Origin of the sequence: Kinneretia sp. DJ1R-11, assembly GCF_025717595.1 — a bacterium.
GTDB lineage: Bacteria > Pseudomonadota > Gammaproteobacteria > Burkholderiales > Burkholderiaceae_C > Paucibacter_A.
The window spans coordinates 81229-100299 of sequence record NZ_JAJIRR010000002.1 but is presented as its reverse complement, the minus strand read 5'-3'; the positions used below and the strand labels follow the sequence as shown (position 1 = coordinate 100299).

Genomic DNA, 19071 nt, shown 5'->3' with positions numbered 1-19071 from the left:
GCTGACAGAACTTCCACTCGATGGGATGAGCTTCACTTTGAAGATGTTGCCGCGGGCGGATTGCCTAGCGTGAAAGTGGGCAGGCTTCCTTGGTAGCCCTGACAAAAGAAAAACAGACCGATAGCCAAAGTGATTGCGTGAGGTAGAGCCACATGGGGCAAGAGACCAGCGAAGCCATACCACTTGTTCCTACCTCTTTGCTCCAGAGGGCTACCAGCTTTTCCGACTTCTCCGGCGAGAGTCTCACTGGCCGTCTGCCAAGACCAATCTGTTCTTGGACTCGAGAAGGCCTTCTCAGCAGCTGAAGCTCGCTGGTACTGATTGAATTCAATCTCTCTGATGCGGACATAGTGACGCATTTGGTGACGTTTCCCTGCATGCTCAATGACCCAGAACGCAAGGCTGCTTGCTGCTGCGATCAGGAAAAAGCCATAGGCTCGGTACTGAAAGCCCAAACCGAGTGCGGCGAGGCTCAGTGTGACGCCCCACCCCTTCACGGTTAGGAGGCGTTGGTCAAAGTCCGCCACTGCCTTCACCAAAGCGAAGTACTCGTCTTTCTCAAAGCTGTCCGACACCGAAGTCTCCTTTGTGAAGCCCTATGAGGCCGTCGAGAAAACCAAAATCCACAGCCATTCCATACTTCCGTGCGCCTGCATGCTCACGAAGTTGAATTTCTGGGTACTTCGGTGAATTTGCGCCTGGGAGCCGGCTGTTGCGACCCCTGAGTGCGAGTGTGCCGCCTGATGGCCGCATTACTGAACCCTGGTCTGCCCTAGCCCGTCCTCGCGAGCTCCTCAAAATTGTGGACCATGCCATACAGGCTCCACGGCGTCCTGACCTCGGCCAGCCCGCGGCAGCTCAAGCGACGCGGATGCTTGCTGTGCCGCCGGTTCGCAAGAAGGCACCGGTTCGACACTGCCGATGCGCTGGCTGAATAGCCTCGCAACTCGAACGGAGGGTCAGGTCTTGCCTTGAAACTGAAGGCCTGACCCCTGCCCGGCATGACCCCTGCCCCGGCAGAAGGCCTGACCCCTGCCCCGGCACTACGTGCGACGACACAGTTTCTCAAGGCCCATCGAGCGCGTTCCAGCCGTCGCTCACCAGATACAGGCCGAGCAAAAACACCACCCAAGCCGTCGCCTCGTTTGCATTGCGGGACAGAAATGCCTCCACCTTGGTCAAGATGGGCGCGACATACTCGTGCAGAAACAGCCGCGCCGCGAGTAGCACCAATGCCGGTGCGATCATCATCAGGCAATAGCCGAACAGCACCGCAGCGCGCCCCGCCAGCGACAACTCCGATGCGATCAAGACACCGATCTCAGCCAGATACGGGATCATCGATGCAGCCTCGATGACGGCAGCCGTTAAGGCCAGCACGATGACCGCACCGACGGGGGCCGATGCATCGGACGCACGCTCCCGCATCCGCATGTGGAGGCTGGGCCCGTGACGGGCCAGGTTTTCTGCCTGGCGGGCCTCGCGACGCTCCTTGCCCGCTTTCGTCCAAGGCTCCATCAGCACACCGAGCACCATCAGCCCAATACCGGCAAGCAATTGAGCGACCCGCAGCGCTTGCAAGTTTTCCGTCTTCTGCAAGGCGGCGAGCAGCGACGAAGCTCCGAGGAGCAAGGCAATCCCCAACAGCAGATAGAACGCGGCCACCGTGCCAAGGAACAAGAGAATCCTCCCCGGTCTCGGGCGGACGGGAGCCAACATCAACCACAGGGGGATGAGCAACGTGCCGAAGCTCGTGCTGTCGATCAGCGCCAGTACGGCCAGCGGGGCGAGCAGTTCGAAGTTCACCGCGAGCAGCCCGTCAACGCGTCTACTCGCGCCTGAACTTCACCGTCATCTGGCTCGGTGAAAGTCACAAACATGAATCGCTTCAAGGTAGAGATTCCTTTTGGGAAAACAACAGAACTCAACTCGTGTTCCTTGCGGGCATGGCCCAGCACAGCCGCTGAGCTTCCCTAGCTTGCACGGTGCAGCACAAGGCCGCCTTTGAGCAGGACTTGTTCAACCCTGGCGAAGCCGCCAGCTTCCAAAGCGGCGGCCTGTTCGGCCACGCTCATGTACAACTGCTCGTTGCTCATGCCACCTTCGCCGGCGAAGTGGTCGCAGACCAGATAGACGCCGCCCGGCAAGAGCAAGGACCTGACCTGACGATGAAGTTCGGCGGCATGGCGTTTGTGACGCAACTCGTGAACGGCCTGATTCGTGAGCACGCAGCCGAACTGCCCGAGCCCGTCTGACCAGCCGGGCTCGCGGAAGCTGCGCTCGACAAACTGAACGTGAACGTGAACGCGAGAGCCCAGGGGGCAGAGGCGCTGTGCTGCCAGTTCGTGCATGGCCGGGGAAAAATCCAGGGCCACATATTCGAGGGGTGGAACTGCGCGCAACAAGAGGTGTTCGGCCAAAAAGCCGGGGCCGGAGCCAAGCTCCAGAATGCGCTGGCCGCTGGGGCCTAAGGACCGGATCTCCGAAGCGAAGGCCTCGAAGAACTCCGTGCGCCATGGGCGCTTGGACATTGCCGTTTCTTCCCACTCGCGGGCATCGCGCATGAGACGAAGGTCGATGGGGCTGGGGATGTCGCTCAGCATTTCGCCTTCTCTGCTTTGAAAAGCAGGGCGGCTGTCAAACAGCCTGAAGTTCACAGGGCGCGTCACCGTTTAGTGCTTGCGTATGTATGCGAAGGCGAGTTTCAGGAAAGTGAAGGCTGACCCATTCTCTGCTGGCGCGCGAGGGTGCAGACTCGGTGCTTGATAAGTCCCGGCATATACGCTTAGGGTCAGCTCTTGCCCTGGAATTTAACATTTAACTCGGCTCTTTCGCTCTTTTGGCCATACTGGCAAGCTGAAGGGCGAACTCCGCTCGCAATTTATACGACCAACGAGCTGAATTTAGGAGTTCACGACAGTCAGATTGCCAAGAAATCATGAGCAATTCTCAGCCAAAGGCAATAAATGCAATTGTGCCCATGCGGTACTTCGAATAATCCCTTATCAATGAGACCGAAAGAAACAACTCTTTTGCACATCGAAACTCCAGAAAAACTCTTTCAGCCGACCCCGCGAGATTCCCGCTCCCGCTTTCCAGCACAATACTGATTGGATCACCCTGCAAGCATGCGGATACAAGCGGCAAATCATCCGCATTGACGGCAGCCGCTGCGCCGCAGATTTTGTCTGGCAACCTTTGATTTCTGATGTCCGTCTGATTGAGGCAGGATCGAAACTCATCGATGGTGCTCCGAACGTCTATCAATGACACTCTTAACAAGCTAGAGGCGCTAGCTGGTTCATTTGCCGCGATAGCCGAATGCATGCAAGCTGCAACACTAAGACAAATGAAAGATTTCCAAGCTCTCATGGCTGCGGCCCTCTTTTTCTCAATTCATCTGAATATCTTGCGCACATGTAGTTTCCGAAATTTGGATTCAAGTCTTTAATCTCAAGTTTCCCCGATCGCCCCGCCATCAGCTACCTCTCGACTCCCGGCAAACTCGGGGTCAAGTCTTAAATGTTAAGTACTCGCCCCCCTCATCCGTCTCTAGCGCCCGCTCAGCTTTACTCACCAGTTGGCTCACCCGCGCCACGGTCAACCCCAATTCGGCGGCTATCGCGGTCATCGTCATGCCTCCCTCAGTGTGCGCCCGGCGCAGCGCCTCCTCACGGCTTGGGGCCAGAGCCAGCCATTGCGCGAGATTGAGCTTCATGGTTTTCGGTCGCTGCGCCTTGGGAACCTCGCGGCTGCCAGCGGCGCCCGGCTCGGCGGCATCCAGCATGCGCTGCACGAAGTCGTTGTCGCCGAGGTAGATCTGCCGGTTTAGCGCTTCTTCCCACAAGGCCACGCCACGCCCAGCCGCCACATGGGCGGCATACACCTTTTGCGCACGAGCCCTGTCCCTAGGCGACTCAGCATCCTGACCCAACAAATAGCTGTGCAAAGCTGCGGTAGCCAGCCATGGCGCTCCTGCAGCCTTGCCCACATGCGCCCGGTAGCTGGACCAGGGCCAGGCTCCAGGCTCAGCCACCATGCCCGCCCGTACCGGGTTCAGCTCGACATATCGGCAAACCTCCAGCAGGTACGCGTCCTCGTCGACAAGGATGGCCTTGAACCGGCCCTGGAACACATGCCCCACCTTGCCGTGCCGCCGGTTGTAGGCCTGCGAGTACACGCCATTGATGTGCCGCATCAGCAGTGAGAGCTTGCCCTGCCTTGTCTGCATCACAAAGTGATAGTGATTGCTCATCAGGCAGTAGGACAGCATTACTGCATCAAACCGCCCCAGCCCCTGAGCCACCACCGTCAGCAATCGCGCCCGATCCGCGTCATCCACAAAAATGTCTTCTCGCCTGTCCCCACGTGCGGTCACGTGGTACAGGGCGCCGGGAAACTGCGATGCGCAGTGGTCGGGACATGGACAGCATTCTGAGCTGACCGGGGATGGAGGTGGGAGGGGGTTAATATTTAAGACTTGACCCCGAATTCCTGTGACCCCGAATTCCTGACCCCGAATTCCGTAAGACTTATCGCGTGCGCGTCTTGTTGAAACTACCGCTTTTGCTGCTCGGATCGGAGCACTCGATCGCGCAAGTAGGGCCAGGTCACAGCCCCCACCGGAACGTACCTCACGGGCGCCAACCCTGTGACTGCAACATAGAAGAAAAGAAAGCTCATAAAGGCAAAGAGCAGCGACCCAAGCAAGCCCTCTGAGTGGCCCGGCAGTGCAACTGTTTGACCTTGATGCACCCGCTGTACCAGCACGAGGATTGCGAAGGCCATGCAAGCAAGATACAGAAGCTCTAGCAGTCTGATCCACAGACCTACCATGTTCGGCTTGTTCGGGTGTGGCATGGAGCTTTCCAATCTGCGGTTGGTCCGCACGGTACTAGAAAACTGCTTTACGTTTGAGCAAACCGGTATGCCGTTGTTGTTCCGGTTGAGCTACCGGCCAGATTGCTGCTTAAGCGAAGGCACAGCAGTCACGACCAGTCAAAGGACGAAACCCTCAGTTTCGACAACATACGCTCTAACTTTTCTACTACGCCAAATGTAGATTGCGGTTGCAAGTAGAAGGACGGTTTCGACGGCAATCAGAATCGGTGGCTTGAAGCTTGGTGTGGCTAGAAAGAGGACAAGTCTGCTCAATGGTCCGCCAAGGAACATACCGATAAACGTCAAAAGCGAGACAACTCCAAAAATGAGAGTCATCGGGCCTAGGTACCGGAGAGCAAAGTGCTTTCCGTTGAGCGCGCTCCAAACAATGTAAAGGTACAAGCCGGCACCTACGAATGACCCCGCAGTCCAATGGGGACTGACAAGGATTCCCACGAACATGACCAATACATTCAGGCCGAGCAACACGAGCAACGTACGCGGTACTTTTTCGAACATCCTCAATCTCCCGTCTATCGCTGTTCAACGCTTGAATCTACCGGCCCGCAGGCGGCATGCCGTTGCAAGTCCGGTTGAGTTAGCTGTCAGTCCTACTGCGACCAAATATGGCGGTAGCCTTCCCCATCACCGATCTCCTTAATGCGCATATACGTTCGGCTGACGCGACAGTTCAGCTCCAAAACGCGCCCCATTGAGCCAGCGCCAGCGCCTTCGAATTCAATTGGCGCAATAGAACTACACTCAGTAGCCATTAGAGCTCTCCACTGCCTGTCGGCGTTCCGAATCACGTTGAAGTACTTCAAACGAAACTGACCCTCCGCAATCAGATGAGGAGCTTTCATAGTCTTGATGTGCTCAACGAGTCGAGCTTGCTTATCTCTCAGTAGCTTGTCAGCACCCTGAAGCTCTCGGTCGAGACAGGCGGAGATTTGCGCTGACCCTCCTTCCGAAAAGCATGGCCCCTCATCGGCTGCGTGCGCCGATGGGTGCAGTAATGCAAATATGCAAATGGTGGCGAAAATTCTTAGCATGTGCCTAACTTTATTCTCGGGCGACTCAAGTGCTGCTTATTGCCGAGATCACTTCCATATTCAGTCTCGGCATCTCGGCCGGGTACTGCAGCGACCGTGTCAATCCGTCGATTTTCGAGGGGTGTACCCGAGTATTGAATCATCGAATTCGTTACTTGGGGCTGCGATGCGCTGCCGCCACGGGATCCCGAACGAGGCAATACCCCGTCCAGTCTCATTCGCTCAATGACTGGCTGCACAGCTCCACATTCCGTTTTAGCCTCTGCGACGCCCTTGTATTTCCAAACTGGCTTGAGTCCTACCGCATCAACTATCTCGATCGAAAAACTGAATCGCTCCAAGACGTAACCTCTGGTTACGGCTTTAGTTACGGTGGTCTGCATTACATGGGAAGGACGCGCGCGATCAACCTGCTTCTTAATCGTCTCAGGTCCGTTCAGGTCAATCTCTGAAACATAGGCCGTGCCAATACCAACACCGAGGGCTTTGATTTCGTTCGTCAGGCAAAAAGTCAGCAGGCTTGTCATGGAGGCAAGCTTTCCATCTGAGCCACTGGTTGAAGGGCTTCCCGCTGTCAATACCGTGATGGCCACGATCGACCTAATGGGCTTGCTTGCGAGATCCGGGCTGGTTTCGCTATTTCCAAAGAGGCGAGGTTGTGAAGCGCATCCAGTCAGCGCCAAAACACTCATGAATGTCAGATAAAAGGCGATCTTGTTGCTCAAAGTGTTTCACCTTTAAGAATTATTAATAAACGCTGTGTCTATTTTGTGTATTGATCGCCAATTGACAAAGCCGTTGGGTGCGAGCGGTTCTCTCCGGGTTGCCGTTCATTGAGATTACCCATCTTCTGGGGGGGTAATTCTCCGAAAAATGTCGACTCGCATGAGCGGCTAGCGCTGAACTTTCTTAATAGAAGCCGCGATCGCGGCTATTTCCGGCTGTATCTGGTCGGCGGTTTCTTTGGGGTAAAAGAACGAAATGTCGATGAACTTGTTGTCAACGATTGCGTGTATCGACAGAATAAACATCTTTCCGAATGCCGCTTCTTTCTCGAATCGATGGGCCCAGGATGGCTCGATGGTTAGGTTTATTCTGTTTTCTAGTTGATAAATGCAGTCCGATTCGATATCAATGTCTGGCTTGTATTCCTGACACTTGGGCGGAACGTCTGGGGCAACAGAGGTAACAATTGCTCCATTCGTTTTGAACTTGTAGTTCACGCATTTCACGCACTGCGTTTCGACACCCAGCTTTAAGCCGTAGGGTGGCTTGCTAAGTGCATTTTGTGAAAGCAGTGCCAAATTCGAATTTTTTGGTACCGGCGAGACCAAAGCAATCAAGCCCGGGGAAGCCTTTGAGGCAGCCAACGCAACCGGCGCGCGTACCCAGCGCTGCATCAATTGACCGCTAGGGATTCTGCTGGTTTCATACTTTGCAACCCATGCAACAGGCAAGGTCATCGACAAACCGGCTTCTTCGATCAGAACTTCGTCAGCCCTGCTGAAACTGGCAGACATCAAAAGTGCGCAAGCGACCGCTGCGATTTGGAATTGAGTGCGCATCTTTACTCTTGAGGGTTTGATTTGACTGACCTGAAACGGCAGCGCTTAGAGGGGCTAGAATGAAATTTGCCCTTAGTCGGCGTTTAGTAGTGGCCCCGCTTGAGCGAATAGCTAGGGGTCACTTAGAGCTCAACGCATCAATGGCCGGCACAAGAGCTTGTATTGCCTCAGGCGCGAGCCTTCGGAGAAACTGGTCTGCAAAACTTGCCGACATTCCTGCTTGCATTGACTGGGCATAGACACGTTTCTTGAGCGCATCCATCGACAAGTATTCCGGTTGCTTGATATTCTTAAGAACGTGGCGATACATTCCGGCTGAAAAGTTCGCATACGCGATGTCTTGAGAAATGCATTCTTCGAGCTTCTCAAGCTTATTTGCATCCGGCTGCGACGCATAGCAGGCTTGAATTGCGGCAACGACTGCAGCTTCGCCTTCTGCGTTTTGCAGTGCAACCACAGCCTTGACGGCCGATTGAATCCGCTCAATGCGACTGCTAGCAATGTCCTGCGCGAAAGCTAAGTTGCTGCAGCAGAAGGAAAAAGCAAAGACCAGAGAAGGAATCGTTGGATGCATACGGTGGGAGACCTTTAGCACGGTGTTCGGGCGATCAATACGCTGCGTATCTCAGTGAGTGCGCCTGGAATCAGTCTTGGCAACTTGACAGGTCAATCACGCAAAGATGCGAGCCGCCCCGTCGAATTTCGGGGTTTGTACCATGCGCCTGTGGCAGCCAGTGCCCGCAGAACCTGGATGTAACTTTCCACCTTTTGTGGGCGGAAACGGCGAGATCCCCCCGGGGCATTATTTGAATCGTTTATGCGCGCCCCGCCCCCTCCGTCACTATCTCCCCAACCTCCACCTCAACTCCCCACTCAATCCATCCACCAGCCCCACCAGCCCCAGCATCGCGATCAAGACCGTGGCGGTCTTGCCCATCTGGAACAGGCCCAGATGAAAAGCCAGCTGCTGGCCCAAGCCGCCGGCGCCGACCACGCCCAACATTGCCGCCGCGCGGATGTTGTTCTCCCAGCGGTAGAGGGTGTAGCTCAGCCACTGCGGCAGGGCCTGCGGTAGCTGGGCGTAGAAGAACACTTTGAGTGCGCCCACGCCCTGGTGGCGCAGGGCTTGTGCCGGGCCTGTGGGCAGGTTCTCCAGGGCCTCGGCGAACAGGCGGCCGAGCACGCCGCCGGTGTGCAGGGCCAGGGCCAGGGTGCCGGCCATGGGGCCCAGGCCGACGGAGATCAGCAGCAGGCTGGCCCAGACCAGCTCGGGCACCGCGCGCAAGGCGTTGAGCAGCCAGCGGGTGGGCGCGCGCATGGCGCCCGGGGCGCCGGCTGGCAGGGCTAGCAGCAGGCCCAGGCCCACCGCCAGCAGGGTGCCCAGGGCTGACATGGCCAGGGTTTCCCAGGCGCCGCGTGCGACCTTGAGCAGGAAGTCGGGGCGTGTCTCGGGCGGAAAGAATTCGCCGCCAAAGCGCGCCATGCTCTGCCAGGCCGGCAGCGAGAGCAGCTGGCCCCAGGGCAGATCCAGCGAGGCGAAGCTGGCCACCACCAGGCCGGCCAGGGCCAGCAGCAAAGCCCAGGCGCGGCGGCGCGCGGCGCGCAGCTCCGGCGGCAGGGCCAGCGGCGACGCAGGCATTCTTGTTGCTGTCCTTGTTGTCCTCATGCCAAGGCCTTGCGCAGCGCGGCACTGAGCCGGTCGGCCAAGGCCACCAGGGCGACGAAGACCAGCAGCAGGGTGCAGATCTCGTCGCCGCGGAACATCTTCATCGAGTTGTCCATCTGCTGGCCCAGGCCGCCGGCGCCAACAAAGCCCAGCACCACCGAGCTGCGCACCGCGCATTCCCAGCGGTAGACGGTGTAACTGGCCAGCTCAGCGGCATTCTGCGGCAGCAGGCCATAGGCCAGGGCCTGCAGGCGCGAGCAGCCATTGCGCAGCAGGTTCTGCGCCACGGCACTGTCGCCGCTTTCCAGGATCTCGGCATAGACCTTGCCGAGCATGCCGCCATAGCTCAGCGCAATGGCCAGCACGCCGGCCGCCGGCCCCAGGCCCAGCACCCGCACCAAGGCCAGGGCCCAGACCAGCTCGGGCACGCTGCGCAGCAGCACCATCAGCCCGCGCAGGAACTGGCGCAGCCAAAAAGGGCCGCGCGCCATGCGCCCGGCCAGCGCCGAGATCGACAGGCTGCGCGTGGCAGCCAAGGCAAGCGGCACGGCCAGCAGCAAGGCCAGGCTGATGCCCACGGTGGCCATGGCCGCGGTGCGCCAGGTCTCGCGCAGCAGCAAAGCCAGGAAGTCGGCGCTGTGGGCCGGGGGCATGAAGTCGGCCAGGAACTGGCCGCTGGCGCGCAGGCTGTCGGGCTGCCAGAGCAGCCAGGGGCGGAACTCCGTAGCCCGCAGCAAGGGCCAGAGCAGGGCCAGGCCGGCCAGGCTCCAGAACAAGCGGCCCTGCCAGGCGGGGTCGCGCAGCTGGGGTGCTTGCGAAGCAGAGGGAGAGGAAGGAGAGGGCGCGCTCACCGGCATTGCATCAGCACCGCAGGCGCGGTGGCCGGCAGGTCTTCTTCATGGTCTGCCGGCGCCCAGGCCTGAAGCTCGTCCTCATGCTGGGCATAGAGCTTGGCCAGCAGTTCAGGGCTCACCTGCGCGGCCGGCAGGTCGAACTGCAGCCGGCCTTCGCGCAGGCCGACGATGCGCGGGAACTGCGCCAGGGCCAGCTCCACCTGGTGCAGCGAGGCGACCAGCGTGACGCCGCGCCGGCCGGCCTCGGCGCGCAGAAAGGTCAGGGCCTGGCTGGCGCGGTTGGGGTCCAGGGCCGAGAGTGGCTCGTCCATCAGCCAGAGCTGGGCCGGGGCCAGCAGGGCGCGGGCCAGGGCGACGCGCTGGCGCTCGCCGCCCGAGAGGCGGTCGACCCGCTCGAACAGCTTGTCGGCCAGGTCGAAACTTTGCAGGGCGGCATGGGCCGCCGCCAGATCTTGCGGGTAGATCAGCGAGCGCAGGCTTTGCAGCAGGCTCATGCGCGGCAGGGCGCCGGCCAGCACGGCGGTGACCACGCGCTGGCGCGGCGGCAGCGGTGGCGTCTGCGGCGCCAGAAACAACCGGCCGCGCAGGCGCTGCAGCTCGCGCCGCGGCAAGGCCCAGGGCTCGGCGTCGTCCAGCTGCAGGCGGCCGGCGCTGGGCGGCAGGGCGCAGGCCAAGGCATGGAGCAAGGTGGTCTTGCCGGCACCCGAAGGGCCGATCACGGCCAGGGCTTCGCCGGCGCTGACGCTCAGGTTCAGCGGCGCCAGGGCGGGCGCCCGGCCGGCGGCGGCCGCCGGGTGGCGGGCCGCCAGACCTTGCAGCTCCAGTTTCAAAGCAGGCCGGCGCTGCGGGCTGCAGCCTCGATGCCCTTGTAGTTCTCGGCCTTGCTCGGGATGAAGCGGGTGGCGCGCTGCAGGTCCAGGATGTCCTTGCCCTGGGCGGTGTCGCGGCTCAGGCTCAGAAAGGCCTGGCTCAGCTTGTCGCGCAGCGCGGCCGGCATGTCGGCGTGGACGCTCCAGTTGTAGTCGTAATAGGGCGGGGTGGTGAAGAACACGCGCACGCGGGCGCTGTCGACCTTCTTCTCGGCCACGAACTTGTCCCAGACCGAGATGTTCAGCGCACCGGCCTGGACCTTGCCCGAGGCGACGGCGGCGATGGTGGCGTCATGGGCGCCGCTGTAGGCGACACGCTTCAAGTCACGGTCGGGGTCCAGGCCGGCCTGCAGCAGGAAGCTGCGCGGCATCAGATGGCCCGAGGTGCTGCTCTGCGAGCCGAAGCTGAGGTCGCGGCCTTTCAGGTCGGCCAGCTTTTGGATGGCCGGTTCGCTGGTGATGAAGACGGAGCGGAACTTCTCGTCCTCCTCGCGCTGCACCAGGGGGATGATCTTGCCGCCCGAGCGCACATTCGCCTGCACAAAGGTGAAGCCGCCGAACCAGGCCAGGTCGACCTTTTTGCTGGCCAGGGCTTCCACCGCGGCCGCGTAGTCGGTGACCGGGGTGAACTCAACCTTCATGCCCAGCCGGCTTTCCAGGTAGGTGACCAAGGGCGCGGCCTTGCGGGCCAGTTCGGTCGGCGCCTCGTCGGGGATGGCGGTGACGCGCAGCACTTGCTGGGCCTGGCTGGCCCCGGGCAGGGCGGCCAGTAGCAAGAGGCTCAGGGCGGAGCCCAGCAGGGCGCGGCGGGGCAGGGCAGTCATCGGTTTCATGGTGGGGTGGGTGTGCGGGTTGGCAAGGCCGCTATTCTCGGGCCTGGGCGCTTGTTTGCATTCTTGCAGCGGCTATGCTGCGCGCCGCCTCGTTTGTCTACGTTTTTGACCCTCCCGCCAGAAAGCCCGCCATGAGCGCCAGCACCGCCCCGGTTTCGCCCAGCGACACCTCGACTGAAGAACCCCGCCTGACCTCCCTGTCGCACGGCGGCGGCTGCGGCTGCAAGATCGCGCCGGGCGTGCTGTCGGAGATCCTGCGTGGCACGGCCGGCATGGCTCTGCCGCCGGAGCTGCTGGTGGGCATTGAGACGGCCGACGATGCCGCGGTCTACCAGCTCAACGAAGAGCAGGCGCTGATCGCCACCACCGATTTCTTCATGCCCATCGTCGACGACCCCTTCGACTTCGGCCGCATCGCCGCGACCAATGCCATCAGCGATGTTTACGCCATGGGCGGCCGCCCCATCATGGCCCTGGCCCTGGTGGCCATGCCGATTGCGCGCCTGTCCGTCGCCACCATTGGCCGGGTGCTGGAAGGCGGCGCGGCCATCTGCCGTGCGGCCGGCATCCCGATTGCCGGCGGCCACACCATCGATTCGGTCGAGGCCATCTACGGCCTGGTGGCCCTGGGCCTGATCCACCCCAAGCGGGTCAAGCGCAATGCCGATGCCCGGCCCGGCGATGTGTTGCTGCTGGGCAAGCCCCTGGGCGTGGGCGTGATGAGCGCGGCGCTCAAGAAAGGCGCGCTCGACGCCGCCGGCTATGCGCAGATGCTGGACAGCACCACCCGCCTGAACACGCCCGGCCCCGATCTGGCGGCCCTGGACGGTGTCCACGCACTGACCGATGTGACCGGCTTCGGCCTGGCCGGCCATGCGCTGGAGATGGCGCGCGGCGCCGGTTGCAGCCTTGAGCTGGACTGGGCGGCCGTGCCCCTGCTGGACGGCGTGCGCGCCCTGGCCGGCCAGGGCTTTGTGACCGGCGCCTCGGGCCGCAACTGGGCCGCCTATGGCGCCGAGGTGGAGTTGCCGAACGGCTTCGCGCCCGAGGACCAGGCCTTGCTGAGCGACCCGCAGACCAGCGGCGGCCTGCTCGTGGCCTGCGCGCCGGCCGAGGTGGCGGCGGTGCAGGCGGTGTTCACACGCCATGGTTTTGCCCGCGCGGCCGTGGTCGGCCGCATGGCCGAGGCGAGTGCGCAGCCGCGTGTGCGTTTGATCTAGCGTCTAGCTGGGGAGGCTCCGCCCGCAAGTCATGTCGGCCATTCCGCAGCTCGTCGCTTGGCCTCGGCCGAGGCCGGGCTGCCTGTCTATCGTGCCCTCACTCGTCACTTTTTGCCGAACTGGAGCACCTGAGACATGAACGCCAAGACCTTGATTTCCCTGGCCGCCGCAGCCGCCCTGAGCCCGCTGGCCATGGACAGCCATGCCGCCGCCGCTGCAGCTCCCGAAGGCGCCACTTCCGCAACTTCGGCCCGCCAGCCCATCACCCGCGCCGACCAGCTGCCGCGCCGCACCGTCACCCTGGCCAAGCTGCCCAGCGAATACCTGAGCGCACCACTGAGCGAGCTGAGCGCCATGGGCGCGCAGCTGGAGACCGAGGTGCAGGCTGATCTGGCCCGCTACGACATCCAGGATGCCGCCACCCTGCGCGCCTACTACTCGGCCTTGGCCACGCTGGCCCAGTTGCGCGGCGACTGGGCGGCCGTGCCGGCCTGGACGGCCAAATCGCGTGCCCTGCAGGAGAAGATCGGCGGCCAGCTCAGCGCCGGCCTCTTGACCGACCTGCTCTCGCAGCAGCGCCTGGAGAAGCGCGACGCCGCCTGGCTGCGCACCGAGGTGGAAAAGCGTTATGGCGCCTTGCCTTGGGCCGATGTGCAGGAGAGCATCAAGTCCGGCAAGGGCGGGGCCGAGACTTACAACCCCGAGCTGGTGCTGGGCGCCTTCCGCAGCCAGATCGACGCCATGGCCACGAACGGCAAGATGGTGGTGCCGGACAGCATTGCCCTGGCCATCATCAGCAGCCGCTTGCAAGCCGAGCTGTTCGCGCCCAACAAGGCTGCCATCGTGGCGGGCTTGCAGGCGGTGATCGATGCCAACACAAAGACGCAAGCGCGTGCCGACCTCTGGACGCCGCGCACTTTTGCCATCCCGGCCGAGGCGAAGGCCGCGCCGGTGGTGGTGGCGGTCTGGGATTCGGGTGTGGACATGGCCTTGTTCAAGCCAGCCGCGCCGCTGGCCGGCCTGGCGTTTGACGAGGACGCCAAGCCCAGTGCTGAGCTGCTGCGGCCCCTGGGTGAAGCGCAAAGCCGCTGGCCGCAGCTGCGCAGCCTGATCAAGGGCGCCATGGACCAGCGCGCCGCCCTGGACACGCCGGATTCGCGCCAGTTCCGCGCCACCATGTCCGGCCTCAAGGCCGAGCAGGTCAAGGGATTCAGCGAGGACATGAGCCTGACCAGCCTCTATGTGCACGGCACCCATGTCGCCGGCATCGCCGTCGAGGGCAACCCCTTTGCCCGCGTGTTCGCCGCCACCCAGCTCTGGAGCGCCAAGCTGGAACCCAAGCTGCCCACCGAAGCCCAGGCCCGCGCCACGGCCGCGGCTTATGGCCAGATGGTCGAGAGCTTCAAGAAGGCCGGCGTGCGCGTGGTCAATATGAGCTGGCGTTATGGCCCCAGCGCCTACGAGGGCGCGCTGGCCTTCCACAGCGCCGGCGGTGCGCCCGAGGCGCGCAAGGCGGAAGCGAACCGCTTGTTCAAGATCGAGCGCGACGCCCTGCGCGCGGCCATTGCCGGCGCGCCGGACATCGTGTTCGTGGCCGGCTCGGGCAATGAAGACAACAGTGCCGACTTTCAGGAATACATCCCGGCTGGCTTTGAGCTGCCGAATCTGATCACCGCCGGCGCGGTGGACACGGCCGGCCAGGAGACCAGCTTCTCGACCTTCGGCAAGACCGTGGTCGTGCATGCCAATGGTTTCGAAGTCGACAGCTATGTCCCCGGCGGCGCGCGCATGAAGCTCAGCGGCACCAGCATGGCCAGCCCCCAGGTGGCCAATCTGGCGGCCAAGCTGATCGCGCTCAAGCCTTCGCTCAAGGCCAGCGAGGTCAAGGCCTTGATCCTGCAGGGTGCCGAGCGCATGAACGGGGCCGACGGCAAGCCCGGCCGTGTGCAATTGATCCACCCGCGCAAGAGCGCCGAGCTGGCTGGGCTCAAGGTCTGAGGCACTGAAATCGGTCGATTTTTGGTCTGCGTTTATAATCTAGGGTTTTCTTGGATTTGCCCGTCCCGGTTTGGGGCGGATGGGCCCCGGGCTGCTACCGGGGCTCTTTGCATTTCGTGCAAGGCTGGTGCCGAGAACGCCTGGCTGCCGCGAACCCCTCGATTTGAAAAAGCAATGGCGCCCGATGCCACAAGCCTCGGGCGCTTGGCCATGAGCACAAGCAAGACCCCCACTGCCCGCCTATTGCATGTCGACGGCTTGAAAGCCGCCGCAGCCCAGCTGATCGTGCTGCACCACCTGTCCGCCTACGGCCCGGTGGCGGAGGCCATGCAGGCCTTGCTGCCGCAGCTGATGGCCTGGGCCTACCAGTACGGTCGCATGGCGGTGCAGGTGTTCCTGGTGGTGGGTGGTTTTCTCTCGGCGCGGGCCTTGTCCTCGCGCGGCCAGCTGCTCGAAGGCGCCGTGCCCGAGCTGCTCTGGCGCCGTTACCAACGCCTGGCCTTGCCCTTCATGGCGGCTGTGCTGCTGACCCTGTGCTGCTCGGCCCTGGTGGCGCGCTGGCTGCCGGAGCTGGTGCCGTTCCACGTCAGCCTGGCCCAGCTGCTGGCCCACCTGACGCTGAGCCATGGCGTGTTGGGCTATGAAGCGCTGACCGTGGGCGCCTGGTATGTGGCCATCGACTTTCAGCTGTTCGCCGTCTTGTTGGGCCTGCTGTGGTTCAGCCGCGGCCTGGCCCTGCCACGCGGCTGGCGCCGTGTCCTCGGCCCGGCCTTGGTGGCCTTGCTGATGGCGGCCTCGCTCTTGTTCTTCAATCGCCAGTCCGGGCTGGACAACTGGGCGCCGTATTTCTTCGGTGCTTACGGCCTCGGCGCCCTGGTGCATTGGCTGGGTCTGGTCGGGCCGCAGCGCCGCCTCGGCGTGCTGCTGCTGACGGCTCTGGGCCTGGTGGCCTTGCTGCTGGAGTTCCGCGAACGCATCGCACTGGCCCTGGCCACCGCTTTGCTGCTGGCCTGGCTGCAGCAGCGCCACGCCGAGCAGCGCGCGCCGCTGTCCCCGGCCGCGGCCCGGCCCTGGCTGGCCCATCTGGGCACGCATTCCTATGCGCTCTTCCTGGTGCATTTCCCCATCTGCCTGCTCTGCAATGCCTTGCTGGAGCGGCACGATCTGAGCCAGCCGGCCTCGGGCCTGCTGGCCTTTGTCGGTGCCTGGGGCTTGAGCAATCTGGCGGCCTTGCCCTTCCATCGCTGGATCGAAGCGCCGGCCGGGCGCCTGCGCCTGGGGGCGCTGCTGATGCGCCTGTGGCCGCGCACTTTGCGCGCCTGAAAGCTCTCAGTCCAGCGGCTGCGTCTGCGGCGTGCGCTGGAAGGCCTTGCGGTCGTAGCCCAGCGCCTCGGCCTTGTCGAGCAGGGCTTGCAGCTTGGCCTCATCCATTTGCGGCGTGCGTGACAGGATCCAGCCGTACTTGCGGCTGGGCTCGCCGACCAGCACCTGCTGGTAGTCCGGGTCCAGATCCAGCACCCAGTAGTTGCCGTAAAACGGCCAGAAGAAGGTGACGCGCAGTTTGGCATTGCCGCTGCCCTCGACCGTCTTGGCGTGTCCTGCGGTGCGCTCCACCTCGCCCGAGGCTTTGCGGCAGCGGTTCACCACTTCCACCCGCTCGCCATCGAGGCGGTAGCGCGCTTGCGTGTCGGCAACGCATTGCTTTTGAAAACGGTTGGGCAGCAGGGCGATCTCGTACCAAGCGCCGGCGTAGCGGGCCAGGTCGACCTGGGCCACGGTGGGCAGGGGCAGCTCGGGTGCCGCCTGGGCCGCGCCCGGGCCAAGCAGACCGGCGACCATCAGCAGGGCAGGGCAGAACCGTGTGGCGCTTCTTGCGATGTTTGTCGTGTTCTTCATGCAGAGCAGGGTAGCGGCTTCTGCGCTCAGGCGCTGTTCGGTGCATCAAAAGCCCGGCGCATATCGGCCAAGGTCTTGCCCGGCTCGTCGCGGAAGCGTTCGTCCAGCACGCTCAGGGCCTGGATGCGGTCGACGCGGAAGTTACGGAAGTCCTCGCGCACCTCGCACCAGCCGGCCAGGGTCCAACTGGGTCCCCAGAAATAGCAGGCCAGGGGGCGCACGGTGCGCTGGCTGGCGCTGCCGGCCAGGTCCAGGTAATCGAGGCGCAGCTTGCGGCGGTCTTCGGTGGCTTCGCGCAGGCGCGCCAGGCGCTCACGCATGGCATCGTCCAAACCCGTCAGCGGTGCGAACAGGGCCAGGCTTTCGGCCGCCGCACGGGCCGGCGCCGGCAGCACGGCCAGGATCTTGGACATGGCTTCTTCCGCCTGCCGGCCCAGCACGCTGTCGAGCTGGCCCTGGGCCAGGCGCAGGGCGGCCACCAGGGCCTGCGCCTCGTCCTTGCTGAACATCAGCGGCGGCAGATCGAAGCCGGCGCGCATGCGGTAGCCCACGCCGGCCTCGCCCTCGATGGGCACGCCTTGCTGCTGCAGGGCGGCGATGTCGCGGTAGACGGTGCGTGCCGAGACCTCGAGACGCTGGCTCAGGAATTCGGCCGTGGACAGGCGGCGCCCACGGATCAATTGGACGATCTGGAAGAGGCGGTCGGCGCGGCGCATGGCGGGCATTGTCGGCCAGCGCGACCAGGGCGCAGGCGGACCGCCGCACTTGGCATGGCGCTTGCGTACAAACCCTGCAATCCGCCCTATTCCCCGCTTTTGGCCTGTCCGCTGCTCGCTCGCGGTGCAGGTCACCCCAAAAAGGCTCTTGCCATGCCCCGTCTCGCCAACGCCCGTTCTGCCCTGCCAGTTCTTGGTGCCATGCCCCTGCGCATGGCTTTTGTCGCCGCAAACTCGGAGGCCCGCCCCATGAACTTCCACAGTCTTGGTTCGTCCCAGATCTGGGTGGCGCGTGCCGGCGACCCGCCGCCGCGCGCCGCCATCCGCAGCCCAGTGGCCGGCTTGCAGGGCTTGAGCCTGCAGTGCGAGCGCGTCGATCAGCCGCAGCTGCGGGCGCTGCTCGAACAGTTCGAGGCCGAGCGCCACCAGCTCTGCCCTGCCAGCCGTGCGGCCTGCGCCCCGGAGCTGGAGGTCTTGCGCGGCCCGCAGACGCGTCTGCTGGTGCTGCGCGATGCCCAGGAGCGCGTGCTCGCCTGCGTCGGCCTGCTGCTGCATGACGAGTACGCCGAAGTGCTGACGCTGATGGTGCTGCCGAATTGGCGCGGCCGCGGTGCGGGCGAAATGCTGCTGCAAGCCCTGCAGCGCGAGGCCTTGCGCGCGGGCCAGCCCTTGCTGCGTCTGCAGGTCGGCGTGCAGCAGCGCTCGGCCCAGCGCCTGTTCGAGCGCCTGGGCTTCCGCCGCTGCGGGCCTTTCGGCGCGCACCGCGCCGATCCTTTTGCGCTGTTCATGGAGAAGCTGGCCGGCGACTGAACCCGGGCCCGGGGTCGCAACTGCCCCTGCCATTCGGCCCATGCCTTGTCATCAGGACGGCAAATCCTCTCAATAAATTGCGCGGCATCTGCTGCCAATTGTGAGGAATTCCCCATGTCCTGCCCTTCAACCTTGCGCCGCGTGGCGCTTGTTGCCGCGCTGCTTTCCAGCCTGTCCTTTGCCGGCGGCGCCCACGCCGACGTGCTGAACTTCGATGACCTGGCCGATGGCCTGGTGCCGCTCAACTATGGCGGCCTGGACTGGTCCAGTTTCGGTTGGACGGCCTTCTCCACCGCGGCCGACCCCTACACCGCCCACTCGGGCGCCGGCCGCTTGGCCAGCGGCTTCCTGGCCAGCGATGCCAGCAGCCTGATCGGCTTTGGCCAGGCGGTGCGCTTCGACGGCGCTTGGTTCGCCGGCCAGAGCGGCGCGGTGCTGAGCTTCGAACTCTTCTTCCAAGGCCAGCGCGTCGCCGGCTCGCAGAGCCTCGACCCCTCGGCCACCCCGACTTTCCTGGCCAGCGGTTATGCCGGCCTGGTCGATGCCGTGCAGGTGAAGAGTCAGAACCACGGTGAGTTCGTCATGGACGACTTCAGCTTCACGCCGGCCGTGCCCGAGCCCCAGAGCTACGCGCTGCTGCTGGGTGGCTTGATCGGTATCGCCGCTGCCGTCCGCCGCCGCCGTCAGGCCTGAGCGCCGTTCGTCTCCACT

Annotated in this window: 20 protein-coding genes; 5 read left to right on the top strand and 15 right to left on the bottom strand. The window is 63.2% G+C overall.

Going from position 1 to position 19071, the window contains the following annotated elements:
- Positions 1-32: 32 nt before the first annotated feature.
- From LNV23_RS04410 to LNV23_RS04355, 13 genes are all read right to left on the bottom strand, one after another.
- Positions 33-575, bottom strand: a complete 543-nt coding sequence (locus tag LNV23_RS04410) for a hypothetical protein (protein WP_263561856.1) — start codon at positions 573-575, stop codon at positions 33-35.
- 490 nt (positions 576-1065) lie between these two features.
- Complete coding sequence (locus LNV23_RS04405; protein WP_263561855.1) at positions 1066-1806, bottom strand: GAP family protein; 741 nt, start codon at positions 1804-1806, stop codon at positions 1066-1068.
- Between the two features lie 167 nt (positions 1807-1973).
- Positions 1974-2564, bottom strand: a complete 591-nt coding sequence (locus tag LNV23_RS04400; protein WP_263561854.1) for a class I SAM-dependent methyltransferase — start codon at positions 2562-2564, stop codon at positions 1974-1976.
- Positions 2565-2949: 385 nt separating this feature from the next.
- A complete protein-coding gene (locus LNV23_RS04395) occupies positions 2950-3327 on the bottom strand; it encodes a hypothetical protein (RefSeq protein WP_263561853.1) in 378 nt (125 codons plus the stop codon).
- 184 nt (positions 3328-3511) lie between these two features.
- Complete coding sequence (locus LNV23_RS04390) at positions 3512-4342, bottom strand: transposase (protein WP_263561852.1); 831 nt, start codon at positions 4340-4342, stop codon at positions 3512-3514.
- A gap of 1150 nt (positions 4343-5492) precedes the next feature.
- On the bottom strand, positions 5493-5933 hold the full coding sequence (locus LNV23_RS24050) for a lysozyme inhibitor LprI family protein (protein WP_411910538.1): 441 nt from the start codon (positions 5931-5933) through the stop codon (positions 5493-5495).
- Positions 5927-6658, bottom strand: coding sequence for a hypothetical protein (locus tag LNV23_RS04385; RefSeq protein WP_263561851.1), 732 nt, complete (start codon positions 6656-6658; stop codon positions 5927-5929). Before LNV23_RS04385 ends, LNV23_RS24050 begins: the two co-directional genes overlap by 7 nt.
- A gap of 168 nt (positions 6659-6826) precedes the next feature.
- Complete coding sequence (locus LNV23_RS04380; RefSeq protein ID WP_263561850.1) at positions 6827-7498, bottom strand: hypothetical protein; 672 nt, start codon at positions 7496-7498, stop codon at positions 6827-6829.
- 118 nt (positions 7499-7616) lie between these two features.
- On the bottom strand, positions 7617-8072 hold the full coding sequence (locus LNV23_RS04375; protein WP_263561849.1) for a hypothetical protein: 456 nt from the start codon (positions 8070-8072) through the stop codon (positions 7617-7619).
- Positions 8073-8339: 267 nt separating this feature from the next.
- Complete coding sequence (phnE, locus tag LNV23_RS04370) at positions 8340-9137, bottom strand: phosphonate ABC transporter, permease protein PhnE (RefSeq protein ID WP_263561848.1); 798 nt, start codon at positions 9135-9137, stop codon at positions 8340-8342.
- A gap of 23 nt (positions 9138-9160) precedes the next feature.
- A complete protein-coding gene (locus tag LNV23_RS04365) occupies positions 9161-10021 on the bottom strand; it encodes a PhnE/PtxC family ABC transporter permease (RefSeq protein WP_263561847.1) in 861 nt (286 codons plus the stop codon).
- Positions 10012-10848 carry a phosphonate ABC transporter ATP-binding protein gene (locus LNV23_RS04360; protein ID WP_263561846.1) on the bottom strand — a complete coding sequence of 279 codons (837 nt, stop codon included), beginning with the start codon at positions 10846-10848 and terminating at the stop codon, positions 10012-10014. The genes LNV23_RS04365 and LNV23_RS04360 overlap by 10 nt, the downstream gene beginning before the upstream one ends.
- A complete protein-coding gene (locus tag LNV23_RS04355; RefSeq protein WP_411910545.1) occupies positions 10845-11711 on the bottom strand; it encodes a putative selenate ABC transporter substrate-binding protein in 867 nt (288 codons plus the stop codon). Before LNV23_RS04355 ends, LNV23_RS04360 begins: the two co-directional genes overlap by 4 nt.
- Before the next feature lie 140 nt (positions 11712-11851).
- Here LNV23_RS04355 and selD point away from each other — a divergent pair, with 140 nt between their 5' ends.
- The 3 genes from selD (at position 11852) to LNV23_RS04340 (ending at position 16261) form a co-directional block, all read left to right on the top strand.
- Positions 11852-12940 (top strand): selenide, water dikinase SelD, encoded by a 1089-nt coding sequence (gene selD, locus LNV23_RS04350; RefSeq protein ID WP_263561844.1) that lies wholly within the window; start codon positions 11852-11854, stop codon positions 12938-12940.
- Between the two features lie 135 nt (positions 12941-13075).
- Positions 13076-14938, top strand: a complete 1863-nt coding sequence (locus LNV23_RS04345) for a S8 family serine peptidase (protein WP_263561843.1) — start codon at positions 13076-13078, stop codon at positions 14936-14938.
- 210 nt (positions 14939-15148) lie between these two features.
- Positions 15149-16261: an acyltransferase family protein gene (locus LNV23_RS04340; protein ID WP_263561842.1), complete on the top strand. Its 1113-nt coding sequence runs from the start codon at positions 15149-15151 to the stop codon at positions 16259-16261.
- A gap of 6 nt (positions 16262-16267) precedes the next feature.
- On the opposite strand, the gene LNV23_RS04335 is transcribed toward LNV23_RS04340, so the two are convergent.
- The gene (locus LNV23_RS04335; RefSeq protein ID WP_263561841.1) at positions 16268-16834 is read right to left on the bottom strand and encodes a lipocalin family protein; all 567 of its coding nucleotides are present in this window, start codon (positions 16832-16834) and stop codon (positions 16268-16270) included.
- A 26-nt stretch (positions 16835-16860) separates the two neighbouring features.
- Entirely contained in the window at positions 16861-17550 is a 690-nt protein-coding gene (locus tag LNV23_RS04330) for a helix-turn-helix transcriptional regulator (protein WP_263561840.1), read from the bottom strand.
- Positions 17551-17799: 249 nt separating this feature from the next.
- Between LNV23_RS04330 and LNV23_RS04325 the strand changes: the two genes are divergently transcribed.
- Both LNV23_RS04325 and LNV23_RS04320 read left to right on the top strand, forming a co-directional pair.
- Positions 17800-18360, top strand: coding sequence for a GNAT family N-acetyltransferase (locus LNV23_RS04325; RefSeq protein ID WP_263561839.1), 561 nt, complete (start codon positions 17800-17802; stop codon positions 18358-18360).
- A 114-nt stretch (positions 18361-18474) separates the two neighbouring features.
- On the top strand, positions 18475-19053 hold the full coding sequence (locus LNV23_RS04320; RefSeq protein WP_263561838.1) for a PEP-CTERM sorting domain-containing protein: 579 nt from the start codon (positions 18475-18477) through the stop codon (positions 19051-19053).
- The last annotated feature ends 18 nt before the right edge of the window (positions 19054-19071 follow it).